The following is a 12223-nucleotide window of genomic DNA, read 5'->3' on the forward strand; positions in this document are numbered from 1 at the left end:
GGAGCTTGCCATGAAACAGCTGCACGTTATCGACTCCCATACCGGCGGCGAACCTACGCGCCTGGTCATGGACGGTTTTCCTGAGCTGGTCGGCAATACCCTTGCCGAAAAACTTGAATACCTGCGTACCCATCACGATCAATGGCGTCGCGCCTGCCTGCTGGAGCCCCGTGGCAACGACGTGCTGGTCGGTGCGTTGTATTGCGAGCCGATCACTCCCGGCGCGACGTGCGGGGTGATCTTCTTCAATAACGCCGGCTACCTCGGCATGTGCGGCCACGGCACCATCGGCCTGGTGGCCTCGCTGCACTACCTGGGCCATATCGCGCCCGGAGTGCACAACATCGATACGCCGGTCGGCCCGGTCGCCGCCACACTGCATGCAGACGGCGCCGTGACCCTGCGCAATGTGCCCGCCTATCGCTATCGCCAGGGCGTGCCCGTGGAGGTGCCAGGCTATGGCGTCGTGCACGGCGACATTGCCTGGGGCGGTAACTGGTTTTTCCTGGTGTCGGACCACGGCCATACGCTGCGGATGGATAACGTCGACGCCCTGGGCGACTACACCCGGGCGATGCTCAAAGCCCTGCAGACCCACGGCATTTGCGGCGCAGACGGTGCAGTGATCGACCATATCGAACTGTTCGCCGACGACGCCCAGGCGCACAGCCGCAACTTCGTCATGTGCCCCGGCGGCGCTTACGACCGTTCGCCTTGCGGCACAGGCACCAGCGCCAAGCTCGCCTGCCTGGCCACCGATGGAAAACTCGCCGTGGGTGAAACCTGGGTGCAAGCCAGCATCACCGGCAGCCAATTCGAAGGCCGTTATGAATGGGACGGCGAACACGTACGCCCCTTCATTACCGGCCGCGCCTATATGACCGCCGACAGCACCTTGCTGATCGACGCGCAGGACCCTTTCGCCTGGGGCATCTGAGCCCTCACCTCTTCAACTGAACGGAGCTAAAACAATGAGCGACAACATCTTCACCGGTTGTATCCCCGCACTGATGACCCCGTGCACCCCGGACCGCAAGCCGGACTTCGATGCGCTGGTTGCCAAAGGCCGCGAACTGATCGATATCGGCATGAGCGCCGTGGTGTATTGCGGCTCCATGGGCGACTGGCCGTTGCTCACCGAAGCCGAACGCCAGGAAGGCGTGGCACGCCTGGTGGCTGCCGGCGTACCGACCATTGTCGGCACCGGTGCGGTGAACAGCCGTGAAGCGGTGGCCCACGCGGCCCATGCGGCCAAGGTCGGCGCCCATGGCTTGATGGTGATTCCCCGCGTGCTGTCGCGTGGCGCCAGCGCCACCGCGCAAAAGGCCCACTTCGCGGCGATTCTCAAGGCGGCGCCCAACCTGCCGGCCGTGATCTACAACAGCCCTTACTACGGTTTCGCCACGCGTGCCGACCTGTTCTTCGAACTGCGCCGCGAACACCCGAACCTGATCGGCTTCAAGGAGTTCGGCGGTGGCGCCGACCTGCGTTATGCGGCGGAAAACATCACCTCCAAGGACGATGACGTCACCCTGATGGTGGGCGTCGATACCCAGGTGGTCCACGGTTTCGTCAACTGCAACGCCACCGGCGCCATCACGGGTATCGGCAACGCCCTGCCCCGGGAAGTGCTGCAACTGGTCGCCTTGAGCAAGCAGGCCGCCAAGGGCGATGCCAAGGCCCGACGCCAGGCCCGTGAACTGGAAGCGGCGCTGGCCGTGTTGTCCTCCTTCGACGAAGGCTGCGACCTGGTGCTGTATTACAAGCACTTGATGGTGCTCAACGGCGACCGGCAATACGCCCTGCACTTCAATGAAACCGACGTGCTCAGCGACGCCCAGCGTCGTTATGCCGAAAACCAGTACGCACTGTTCCGCCAGTGGTACGCCAACTGGTCGGCCGAACAGAACGTCGCCTGACCTTTACGCGCCGCCGTGACGGCCACGGCGGCCAACCCCTCTATTCGCAGGACGACTCCATGACTCTGACGGGCAGTATGCTGATCGGTCAGCACGCCGTTTCCGGCAATCGCGAAGCGATCCGGGCCATCAATCCCGCCACCCATACGCCACTGGAACCCGCCTACCACGGCGGCAGTGGCGAACACGTCGAACAGGCCTGCGCCCTGGCATGGGCAGCGTTCGACACGTATCGCGAAACCTCCCTGGAGGCTCGCGCCACGTTTCTCGAAAGCATTGCCGACCACATCGAGGCGCTCGGCGATGCATTGATCGAACGCGCCGTGGCCGAAACCGGCCTGCCGCCTCTGCGCATCCAAGGCGAGCGCGGCCGTACCTGCGGGCAATTGCGCACCTTCGCACGCACCGTGCGTGCCGGTGAATGGCTCGACGTGCGGGTGGACACTGCCCAGCCTGCACGACAACCGCTGCCCCGGGCGGACCTGCGTCAACGCCATGTGCCGCTCGGACCGGTGGCGGTCTTCGGCGCGAGTAATTTCCCGCTGGCATTTTCCGTGGCCGGCGGCGACACCGCCTCGGCCCTGGCGGCGGGATGCCCGGTGATCGTCAAGGCACACGGCGCCCATCCCGGCACCAGCGAGCTGGTCGGACGTGCGGTGGCCCAGGCGGTAAACGCCTGTGGTTTGCCCCCGGGCGTGTTTTCACTGCTGTACGGTTCGGGGCGTGAAGTGGGTATCGCCCTGGTCACCGATGCGCGAATCAAGGCCGTCGGCTTTACCGGTTCGCGCAGCGGCGGTCTCGCCTTGACCCAGGCGACGCAGGCGCGGCCGGAGCCGATCCCGGTATACGCCGAGATGAGTTCGATCAACCCGGTGCTGCTGTTTCCTGCGGCACTGCAAGCCCGCGCGTCCGCATTGGCTCAAGGGTTTGTGACCTCGTTGACCCAGGGTGCCGGGCAGTTTTGTACCAACCCAGGCTTGGTGATTGCCACTGCCGGCGACGCGCTGGATCGCTTCGTCGGTGCGGCAAGCGCGCAGCTTCAGGAATGCGCAGCCCAGACCATGCTCACATCCGGTATTTTCAACGCCTATGCAACCGGCGTGACTGCACTGGCGGAACACGCACAGATCGCCGCACAAGGTTTGGCGCCCACAGGCCCGAACCAAGGCCAGGCGCATCTGTTCATCACCCAGGCCGACGCCTTTCTAGCCAACGAGCAGCTGCAAGTGGAAGTATTCGGGGCCGCCTCGCTGCTGGTGGTGTGCGCCGACGACGAGCAAGTGCGCCAGGTGTGCGAGCATCTGGAAGGCCAGCTCACCGCCACCCTGCACCTGGATGAAGCCGACCTGACAAGCGCCAAAGCCTTGCTGCCGGTGCTTGAACGCAAAGCCGGGCGCCTATTGGTCAACGGCTGGCCAACCGGCGTGGAGGTCTGCGACGCCATGGTCCACGGCGGCCCATTCCCGGCGACCTCCGACGCGCGCAGCACTTCGGTGGGCACGGCGGCGATCCTGCGTTTCCTGCGCCCGGTGTGCTATCAGGACTTTCCGGACAGCCTGCTGCCCCGCGCGCTTGAGCGGGCCAATCCGCTGCAGCTGCGGCGCCTGCTCGACGGCCAGAGAGAGGTGTAGGCCATGTCCGCTTCCAACACGGCCGATATCGCCGTCGTCGGCGCCGGCATTATCGGCGTCGCCTGCGCCCTGCAACTGGCGCGTCAGGGCCGCCGCGTAGTGGTCCTCGACCCACAGGAGCCGGGCATGGGTGCCTCCTATGGCAATGCCGGGCACCTGGCGACCGAGCAGGTGTTTCCGATTGCCGATGTGTCGATCCTCAAGCGTCTGCCGGCGATGCTGGTGGACCCCATGGGCCCATTGCGCCTGGACTGGAAATACCTGCCCCGCGCCCTGCCCTGGTTTGTGCGCCTGCTGTTGAACCTGCGCCCGGCCCGCTACCGGCGTACGGTGGCGGGCATTCGTGCGCTCAATGAGGCCAGCCTGGGGGCATGGCAGCGCTTGTTGCATTCGATCGGGCAACCACACCTGCTGCGTGAAGACGGCTCGCTGCTGGTGTATGAGCGCGCCGAGTCCCATGCGGCGATTGAGGCGTTGCGCGAGCGCATGCAGCAGCAGAACGTGGCGGTGCAGTTCTGGTCAGGCGACGCGGTACGCCAGGCGGCGCCGCAATTGAGCGACGACATCCGCGGTGCGCTGTTTTTCCCCGGCACAGGCCATTTTCTCGACCCCTTTCAGGTGGTCGGCGAGCTGGTCAAGGCCGCCAAGGCTCAAGGTGTGCAGTTCCTCAAGCAGCGCGTCATGGATGGGCGTATCGAGGGCGATGGTGTTTCACTGATGACCGACCAGGGCGTAGTTACGGCACACCAGGCACTGATCGCCTGCGGTGCACATTCGGCCCGGCTCACCGCTGCACTGACCGGTAAAAAAGTCCCGCTGGACACCGAACGTGGCTATCACCTGATGCTGCCCCACGAGCGGGACCGCCTGCCCTTCGCAGTGACGTCCTTTGAACGCAAGTTCATCATGACGCCCATGGCCGGTGGCTTGCGCCTGGCCGGTACCGTGGAGTTCGCCGGGCTGGATCGACCGGCGAATATGCAGCGCGCCTGGCAATTGCATCGCTTGAGCCAGGGCTTGTTTCGGCAGGACCTGAGTACGCAGGACGCCACGCCCTGGATGGGCTTTCGGCCGTCCCTGCCCGATTCCTTGCCGATCATTGATCGTGTCTGCAACGGCAAGGTACTGCTCGCGTTCGGCCATCAGCATCTGGGGCTGACGCAGGCGGCCGTCACAGCGCAAATGGTTGCTCAGTTGCTCGTAACCGGTACCGCGCAGCCCCCTTTGCCGGAACTCGCCCCGTACCGGCTGGAACGTTTTTGAAGCGTCACTCGCAGCGGCTGGCTACTTGACCAGCCGCTTCTCTTTCGACGGCCTGTACCCAAAGTAGGCGCTGTAGCACTTGCTGAAATGACTCGGCGACACAAACCCGCACGCCACCAGCACATCCACTTGTGACAACTCGGTGTGCTGCAACAGACGCCGCGCCTCCGTCACCCGCAACTCCATGTAATAGCGTTGCGGTGTGGTGCCCAACTGCTCCTTGAACAAGCGCTCAAGCTGGCGTCGGGAACGCCCGGCATACACCGCCAGTTGGTCCAGTTCGAGAGGTTCCTCCAGGTTGGCGTCCATCAGTTTCACCACTTCGCGCAACGGCGCGCTGACGCAGACGTTCTCCGTGGGTTTGATCCGGCGATAGCGCGACTCTTCGAACGCCAGGATGTCTTCGATCCCTTCGACCAAGGCCTTGCCGTGCAGGCTCTTGATCCAGTCGAGCGCCATATGGAAGGCGCCCGATGGGCTGGAGGCGGTCAGACGGTCGCGGTCGATCACGTAGGGCTCGCTCGTGACCTGGGCCGCCTTGGAGACCTCCGCCAGCGCCGGGCGATGTTCCGGGTGAATGGCGCAGCGATAACCGTCCAGCAGCCCCGCACGCCCCAGGAACCAGGCGCCGTTCCACAGGCCGGCGAGCCCAATGCCTTGTTCGTCGGCGGCATGCAGCAGCTGTATCAACTCATCGCCCGCTTTGAGCTCGGTACGGAAACCGCCACAGATCACCAATAGATCCAGATCCTGCAATGCCGAAGATTGCAGGGGCGCATCGGGGCGGATCACCAGGCCCAGGTCGCTGATAACCTCGGCGTCGCTGAAGCCGAAAGTACGCGTGGAAAACAGCTCGGGCCGCAACAGGTTGGCGGTGATCAGGGTATCGAGCGCCTGGGTGAATGCAGGCAGGGAGAAGTGCTCAAGCAACAAAAAGCCGACGCGGGTGCGCGGCGACGGCTGTTGGGAGGAATCATTGAGGTAGCGCAGGTTCTTGCCTTTCATGCCACCGCTGAACTGACGTCTTTCCATCGAGGCTCGGCCCACTTTTTATTGTCGAATGCTGTGGGCGACATCTTAGAGGATTGGTGCAGCAAAGCGGCGAAAACGTGGCATGCGGTGCTGAGCTTGATAAACACCACCCGCTCCCAAGCCCGCGCCCGTGCAGACGCGGCCTCATCTGATACGGTTTTTTCTTTACCATCTGCGTCTGTATCGAAATCTGCCTCGGGCGGACAATTGCCTCACTCCCGACACCCTTGTCGAGCCTGGCAGGCAGGTGCCTGCCGTTCCCTTCCCTTCGGAGGCGTTATGACCAAGATGGCACTTTTCCTGTTCGGTTTTCTGGTGCTGACCATCGGCATCGGCATGCTGGCGACCATATCGCCGGTTTAATGCCGTTCAGCTGCCCGCGAGCATCGGATACAACGACACCACCAACAACGCAGCCATCACCCCGTTGAACAACCGCAACCAGCGCGGCTCGCGCAACACATTGCGCAAGCCGCTGCCACAGCCCACCCAGAGGCACACGCTGGGCAAGTTGACCACGGCAAACACCAGGGCGATCACCAGCACATTGGTGACATAGCCCTCAGCTGGCGTATAGGTAGTGATTGCGCCCAACGCCATGATCCACGCCTTGGGGTTGACCCATTGAAACACCGCTGCCGCCAGGAACGTCATGGGTTTGCCCTGCTCGTCGCTGCTGTCGGACATGCCGGCGGAGGTCGCAATCTTCCAGGCCAGGTACAGCAAGTAGGTCGCGCCCGCATAGCGCAACAGCGTGTAGGCCCATGGGAACAACTTGAACACTTCGCCCAGGCCCAGCCCGACCGAAATCACCAACACCATGAAGCCGACGCTGATCCCCAGGGCGTGGGGCATCGACCGGCGAAACCCGAAGTTCACCCCCGACGCCAGCAACATGGTGTTGTTGGGGCCAGGGGTAATCGAAGACACGAAAGCGAACAGCACAAAGGCTGACAGCAGGCTGGTGGAAATGAACATGGCGCGGCATCCTGGCGATGTGTATGCCTGCGACAGTAGTGGGTTTGCGCCCCTGGCGCCCCGTACAGCTAAGGATGGATCCAGGAATACACTTTGGCGGTGTTGAGGAACTGCGGCAGCGGGCGGAACCGTATGCCGTTCCTCCTTTTTGGCGCGACTGTAACGCTTGGAAGGGGCGCAAAAAAAATCACGCATGGGTTAAGTTATGCCGATTGGGGCCGTTTACCGTTATCTGGAACTACAAAGATCACACTCAGCTTGAACTGGATGCGCTGTATTCCTCCCGCCTGACCCGTTTTATCGCCTGGCCAGCACTGGCATTTGTGCAGCCGAGGCAGAACAATCTAGCGCGTCTTGGCACCCGAGGCCCGCGCCTGACGTGCTCGCTCCGGTGCCACGGCGACGCTGCAGGCTATGAAACGCGCCGGTTTTTTTGAGCAGCGAGCGTACAGGGAATTGTTCAGCATGGAGGGACTGATTGATGCCTGAGATAACCGATCGCACTAGCCGGGCAACCAAAGTCGCCGCCGTCGCACTGCTCATGACCATGGTCATGCTGGGCGTATTCCCGATCGACGTGCTCCTGCCCTCGTTCCCAGCGCTGTCAGCGCACTTCAGCACCACACCATCGGACATTGCATTGTCCGTCAGCGTGTTCGCTATCGGCATCTCGCTCTCGCAATTGCTGATCGGCCCCTTGTCTGACGCACTTGGTCGCAAGAATCTGCTGCTGGGCGGCATGGCCGTTTCGGTGGTGGGCGCCTTGGGCTGCGTCTGGGCCAAGGACTATGCTGCCTTTCTGATATTTCGCGTCACCCAGGCGATAGGTTGCGGCTGTTTTGTATTGTCCCAGGCGCTGGTGCAGGACCTGTTCGTGGGCAAGGAGCGTGACCGGTTGCGCATCCTGATGGTGACGGCCAGCGGGATCTTCATTTCGATCTCGCCGCTGGTGGGCACCGTGCTGCAGCATTGGCTGGACTGGCAGGGCAGCTTTTATGTGTTCGCCGCGATTGCCATCGTGGTGTTTATCAAGGCCAGTGTGTCGCTGCGCAACCCGCCAGCCCTGAATGCGGGGGCGAACCTCAATATCTTCAAGACCTACGGGCAGTTGTGTCGCCACTTCAATTTCATCGCGTATTGGCTGATCTGCGCCATTGTGTTTGCCTGCCATTTCTCGTTTATCGTGGTCTCGCCCCTGGTATTCATTGAACAGTTGCACATGAGCAGCTACGAGTTCTCGCTGATGTTGCTGCTCTATGGTGCGGCTTACGTCATGGGCGGCGTGCTCGCTGGTGTACTCAACAAACGCCTGGAATCGGCAACGCAAATAAACACCGGCTTGTGCCTTATTTTCCTCGCGGGGCTGACGATGATGCTGTTGGCAAACCTCTACGGCCTGACGCCACTGACCGTGCTGGTGCCCATGATGATCTGCACGGCGGGCACGACCATCACGCGGCCCGCCGCGACATCCAGAGCGATGGAGCTGTTCCCGGACAACGCCGGGGCTTCGGCTTCGGCAGGTAATACGATTATTTTCATCGGCGGCGGGTTGATCAGTGCCTGGTCAATCTCAGTCGTTATGACCTTCAAATGACGCTGGCCATCAGCTTCATTGTCCTGAGCGGTAGCGCGCTGTTTATCAACGAACGCATCAATCGGGCGGCCAGGATACAAAGCCTGGCGTGATGCGCGGTTGACCGGTACATAGCTTTGGAAACAGAGGGTCTCAGGAACCCGTGACGCTTCATCGTTGCGAAGCCACAAACACAAAAAAAAGGCGCTCCTGAGAGCGCCTTTTTCATTACCGCTTACTTACTGCACACTTACCTCACGCAGGTCGGTATCTTTACCGCCACCAATCGTGATGCGTTTAGGCTTGGCCTCTTCAGGCACCACACGCAACAAGTCAATGCTTAATAGCCCGTTGTTCATCGAGGCGGCGCGCACCTCGATATGATCCGCCAGGCGGAACGACAACCGGAATGCCCGTTGCGCAATGCCCTGGTGCAGATAGGTGACTTCTTTCTCGGTTTCGCGCTTGTCACCCACGACTGTCAAGACGCCCTTCTCGACCTGAATATCCAGATCCGCTTCAGTGAGTCCGGCTACAGCAATGACAATGCGATATTCATCATCACCGTGCTTTTCCACGTTATGAGGCGGATAGGTGTTTGGAGCCTCGCTGCGCAGCGCCGACTCAAACAGGTCATTGAAGCGATCGAAGCCCACGGATTGACGGAACAATGGGGCCAGCGAAAGGGTAGTAGCCATCTCGAAATCTCCTGATTAAATCCAAGTGATTAAGTGCGCGACCCGCATTCGGCGTCGCGTGATAAAAATTTATGTACGCCAAAAAAAATTTCAAGATCGCAGAAAAAAATTTTTACACACCGAGTCAGCGTTGGTTGGAGGGCCAAAGATTTCGGTGTCTGGGGACCGTTCCGATTGCCGCACCGGATAAAATCCGCAGGCACAAAAAAACCCGCAACCTGATGGTTGTGGGGCTTTAGACAGGGGAGGCAGAGGTCGGAATCGAACCGGCGCAGACGCAGACAATCATCAAAGGCCGTATTCGGCTTTCTCTGTGGTGTCACGCTGAAACAGCGGTACACACCATTTGCTGGTGTATACCGGCCAGCGTCGTGTTTCGTTTACTTAAGGGTGCCAGACGCGTCCTGCTCAACCACCAGATCTAACACATAAACCTTCGACGGGGCGTCGGCTGGCGGATTCTTCCATTCGTATTCCTTTACCCGCAACACGGTACGCACTCCATCATGATGCTCGAAGCCTTCGATAGGCTGATACAGCGGATGCCATGTGTCCTGGGTCGGACGCTGCAGGCCGGCGTCGTCATAGCGACGCTCGCGCACTTGTAAACATTGATAGTCAGGGATCATCGGATGGCTGCACTTGACGGTCTTGGGCGCTACCTCCAGGAACTTGACCTCACCCTTGCTACCGTAGCGCGTCTCCGGAGTAGCCTCGCCCTGCAGCTTGAGCACCGAACCGTCCGCTGCAGTCAGTTGCAGCATAGGCTCTGTTTTATCCCCGGTGATGACGACGCGCAGATCATCCTTGAAGAATCGACCTACCTGGGCGTCAAGGTCCATCAGACTCTTGTCGCAGGCCATTAGCGTAGAGGCCAGTGGCTGCACCTTTAAAATCCCGTCCTGGTAGTGATAGGCGCCGAACTGGCCATTGCAACCACCACTGATATTCAGGTTCTTGTCGCTGAAGGAAACGCGCAACTTGCGCTCGATACCTTTGTTCATAGCAGCGAGCGGTTTGCCCGAAGCGTCAGTAGCCGAGACCAGGTTCCAGTAGTAAGCGGCTAATGCTGGCTGGGCTAAAGCAGCTGAGGTAGTAGTAGGCATGGAAGGCGATTCTTCATGGCTTTTGGAAGTGGCGGCACAGCCTTGGATCAGTGCAGCACAGACGGCCACAAGAAGAATATTTTGTTTCATGGTTCACTCTGTCAGCTTTGATGAGTACGGGCGTTATCCTGCGCTGGCAAGATAAACGCACGCCTAAACCGGCATTTTGAGGTCGTGCGAGGAGTTGGCTGAGTGTAGACCCAATGCCCGCTCGGGCGGCCTCGTATTTTTACCGATAGCAGTCGGACATCACCTGCCTCGTTCGGTTTTCCGAGCAGGAGCGCTGGAGTGTTGCGAAATCTTACATAGAACCTGCAAGCGGGATTATCGCCTTATCGGAGCAGTCGCCCAGTCGCAAAAATGAAGTAGTTTCGGAACTCCCGCACTTGCCGTTGGGCAATAAAAGTAAGCGGAAAGTGAACACATCTCGCATTTTATCGTCGTGAATTGCAACTCTAGGGATAGGCAAGTAGACCTCTCATCAAGCACGAAAAATGGCTTAAGATCAACGAAGGCTGTAATGGAACACTTCGACTAAAAGGACCCGACATCTTATGGAAATCCCCCTTGCTCAAATCAAGGAGCGTTTGAACAATCGCCGATTTACGGTAGCGGGTAACGCCCACGGGCTATCCGGTGCCGGCACAGTATTTCACTACTATGTCGAAGAAGATTCCATTTGGGGTACTTATCAAGGCGGCCGGATCCGCATGGGTCATCAAGTCGGACGCGTGACTGGCCCCGATACCATTGAGCTTCTTTATCATTGCTTAACTACGGATGGTGAGATTCTTGCTGGCTGGTCTCGTGGCACGGTAGGCGTTGATCACGCAGGACGTACCACTCTGATGTTCGTATGGGGTTGGTTGTCGGGCGCGACTGGAGGTGGGGAATCTAGCTACGTTGAGCTTGCCGCCTAGCGGTTAAGCTTTTTGATTACGCTAACGTCCATTTGTGCGGTAGCAACTCGGAAATATCACTGGCCTGCTGCGTCGGCAAGCGCGTGAGAATATCCTTTAGATAGGCGCACGAGTCATGCCCGGTGAATGGGATCGCCGTGCCGTAGATGGACGCGACCTCGAGAGTGGCGCCGTTGGGCATTTGCATGGGTGTTTCCTCTTCTCAGAAATAACAAAACCCGCACAGAGGCGGGTTCATTGGTAAACCGTAGGACCGGTGGATGCCGATACAGCGGACTGGCTATTCTTCGTAAGGCAACATCCCGGAAACTGAATGTTCTACGTATGAGTAGCACTCGCTGAGCGAAGGACGCAGGTGTTTCAATTTGTCCATCAATCTGGCCTGTCGAGTTTGGAAGCTAACTCGACGTTTATCTCAAACTGCTCACTAACATCGATCAGCGTGCGGCTGCTTTTGTCGATTGAGCCTTCACTAGTCCAGAGAAAAGGAAAGAATGAAAAACACTGATCTGCTCTCATTCCCTGCAGGTCATGACGCCAACCATCCCAGCGCAGGCCATCGTAAAAAGTAGCGAGCCGATCGCTCAAGGCCCACCCAATAAAGTCGGTATAACCAATATCCAGTTGCTCCCACCGTAATGTATCGGGTGCCCAGTAATACATCGCTCCTACATCAACGCCCAGACCGCCGCCGTTGATGGAGAAGAACCCTCCAGCAGCATCGTCGGCGACCAGTAAATAACCATCGCCGCGGCCCGTGTTCCAATCAACAAGATTTCGTGACAATTGCGGATGGCCGGAGCCGATCAGGCGTAGCCAGCCGTGATCAATGAGTAGACCACCAGTCTCGTAGGCTATCGCCCCCAGCGCAGATCTAGTTGTAATCTGCAGGCCGGAAAGAACACGAGCTCTATCAGTGGACGGAGGGAGCAACTGATAACCCAAGCTGGCAGCTCCCAACATTTTTTCAATGAGGGGTAGCGCGGGGTCTCGACTGTCTATCAGGTCTTCCAGACTTTTCATCCGCCGGTCCCTGGAAAAAAGAACAGATTATAGCCGCATAGGCAATATCGCGGATTTAGGGTCGGTGGGTACTAACA

10 protein-coding genes and 3 pseudogenes are annotated in these 12223 nt (G+C 59.7%); 7 read left to right on the top strand and 6 right to left on the bottom strand.

Translation table 11 applies throughout. From position 1 onward, the window contains the following. The first annotated feature begins 10 nt into the window (after positions 1 to 10). From M5B97_RS00890 to M5B97_RS00905, 4 genes are read left to right on the top strand one after another with little or no spacing between them, the layout of a single operon-like run. Complete coding sequence (locus M5B97_RS00890) at positions 11 to 937, top strand: 4-hydroxyproline epimerase (protein WP_248730427.1); 927 nt, start codon at positions 11 to 13, stop codon at positions 935 to 937. A gap of 34 nt (positions 938 to 971) precedes the next feature. Further along, the gene (locus M5B97_RS00895) at positions 972 to 1919 is read left to right on the top strand and encodes a dihydrodipicolinate synthase family protein (RefSeq protein ID WP_123718477.1); all 948 of its coding nucleotides are present in this window, start codon (positions 972 to 974) and stop codon (positions 1917 to 1919) included. Between the two features lie 59 nt (positions 1920 to 1978). Continuing rightward, complete coding sequence (locus M5B97_RS00900; protein ID WP_248730428.1) at positions 1979 to 3550, top strand: aldehyde dehydrogenase (NADP(+)); 1572 nt, start codon at positions 1979 to 1981, stop codon at positions 3548 to 3550. Positions 3551 to 3553: 3 nt separating this feature from the next. Then, positions 3554 to 4813 (top strand): FAD-dependent oxidoreductase, encoded by a 1260-nt coding sequence (locus tag M5B97_RS00905; protein ID WP_248730429.1) that lies wholly within the window; start codon positions 3554 to 3556, stop codon positions 4811 to 4813. A gap of 21 nt (positions 4814 to 4834) precedes the next feature. Here the strand turns inward: M5B97_RS00905 and M5B97_RS00910 are convergent, their stop codons facing one another. Then, positions 4835 to 5845, bottom strand: a complete 1011-nt coding sequence (locus M5B97_RS00910) for a GlxA family transcriptional regulator (protein WP_248730430.1) — start codon at positions 5843 to 5845, stop codon at positions 4835 to 4837. 369 nt (positions 5846 to 6214) lie between these two features. Beyond that, positions 6215 to 6823: a LysE family translocator gene (locus M5B97_RS00915; RefSeq protein WP_248730431.1), complete on the bottom strand. Its 609-nt coding sequence runs from the start codon at positions 6821 to 6823 to the stop codon at positions 6215 to 6217. Between the two features lie 378 nt (positions 6824 to 7201). On the opposite strand from M5B97_RS00915, the pseudogene M5B97_RS00920 reads away from it, so the two are divergent. Both M5B97_RS00920 and M5B97_RS00925 read left to right on the top strand, forming a co-directional pair. After that, positions 7202 to 7312: pseudogene (locus M5B97_RS00920) on the top strand (diiron oxygenase); the annotation flags it as partial. Next, positions 7305 to 8512: pseudogene (locus M5B97_RS00925) on the top strand (MFS transporter). The pseudogenes M5B97_RS00920 and M5B97_RS00925, both read left to right, overlap by 8 nt. Positions 8513 to 8638: 126 nt before the next feature. Here the strand turns inward: M5B97_RS00925 and M5B97_RS00930 are convergent. Together M5B97_RS00930 and M5B97_RS00935 are read right to left on the bottom strand one after the other, a co-directional pair. Continuing rightward, on the bottom strand, positions 8639 to 9097 hold the full coding sequence (locus M5B97_RS00930) for an Hsp20 family protein (RefSeq protein ID WP_123718483.1): 459 nt from the start codon (positions 9095 to 9097) through the stop codon (positions 8639 to 8641). A 380-nt stretch (positions 9098 to 9477) separates the two neighbouring features. Then, on the bottom strand, positions 9478 to 10293 hold the full coding sequence (locus M5B97_RS00935; protein WP_248730432.1) for an META and DUF4377 domain-containing protein: 816 nt from the start codon (positions 10291 to 10293) through the stop codon (positions 9478 to 9480). Positions 10294 to 10757: 464 nt separating this feature from the next. Between M5B97_RS00935 and M5B97_RS00940 the strand changes: the two genes are divergently transcribed. Further along, the gene (locus M5B97_RS00940; RefSeq protein ID WP_248730433.1) at positions 10758 to 11123 is read left to right on the top strand and encodes a hypothetical protein; all 366 of its coding nucleotides are present in this window, start codon (positions 10758 to 10760) and stop codon (positions 11121 to 11123) included. A 16-nt stretch (positions 11124 to 11139) separates the two neighbouring features. Here the strand turns inward: M5B97_RS00940 and M5B97_RS00945 are convergent. Continuing rightward, positions 11140 to 11244, bottom strand: a pseudogene (locus M5B97_RS00945) (transposase domain-containing protein); the annotation flags it as partial. A gap of 251 nt (positions 11245 to 11495) precedes the next feature. Continuing rightward, positions 11496 to 12146 (bottom strand): DUF2625 domain-containing protein, encoded by a 651-nt coding sequence (locus M5B97_RS00950; protein ID WP_248730434.1) that lies wholly within the window; start codon positions 12144 to 12146, stop codon positions 11496 to 11498. Between the last annotated feature and the right edge of the window lie 77 nt (positions 12147 to 12223).

Source organism: Pseudomonas sp. MWU13-2517 (genome assembly GCF_023242545.1).
In the GTDB taxonomy this organism is placed as follows: domain Bacteria; phylum Pseudomonadota; class Gammaproteobacteria; order Pseudomonadales; family Pseudomonadaceae; genus Aquipseudomonas.

What these genes read in the sequence shown, in the direction of transcription:
- M5B97_RS00950 (WP_248730434.1), bottom strand. Translation starts at nt 12,146, where the DNA reads ATGAAAAGTCTGGAAGACCTGATAGACAGTCGAGACCCCGCGCTACCC.
- M5B97_RS00895 (WP_123718477.1), top strand. Translation starts at nt 972, where the DNA reads ATGAGCGACAACATCTTCACCGGTTGTATCCCCGCACTGATGACCCCG.
- M5B97_RS00935 (WP_248730432.1), bottom strand. Translation starts at nt 10,293, where the DNA reads ATGAAACAAAATATTCTTCTTGTGGCCGTCTGTGCTGCACTGATCCAA.
- M5B97_RS00915 (WP_248730431.1), bottom strand. Translation starts at nt 6,823, where the DNA reads ATGTTCATTTCCACCAGCCTGCTGTCAGCCTTTGTGCTGTTCGCTTTC.
- M5B97_RS00890 (WP_248730427.1), top strand. Translation starts at nt 11, where the DNA reads ATGAAACAGCTGCACGTTATCGACTCCCATACCGGCGGCGAACCTACG.
- M5B97_RS00910 (WP_248730430.1), bottom strand. Translation starts at nt 5,845, where the DNA reads ATGGAAAGACGTCAGTTCAGCGGTGGCATGAAAGGCAAGAACCTGCGC.
- M5B97_RS00905 (WP_248730429.1), top strand. Translation starts at nt 3,554, where the DNA reads ATGTCCGCTTCCAACACGGCCGATATCGCCGTCGTCGGCGCCGGCATT.
- M5B97_RS00900 (WP_248730428.1), top strand. Translation starts at nt 1,979, where the DNA reads ATGACTCTGACGGGCAGTATGCTGATCGGTCAGCACGCCGTTTCCGGC.
- M5B97_RS00940 (WP_248730433.1), top strand. Translation starts at nt 10,758, where the DNA reads ATGGAAATCCCCCTTGCTCAAATCAAGGAGCGTTTGAACAATCGCCGA.
- M5B97_RS00930 (WP_123718483.1), bottom strand. Translation starts at nt 9,097, where the DNA reads ATGGCTACTACCCTTTCGCTGGCCCCATTGTTCCGTCAATCCGTGGGC.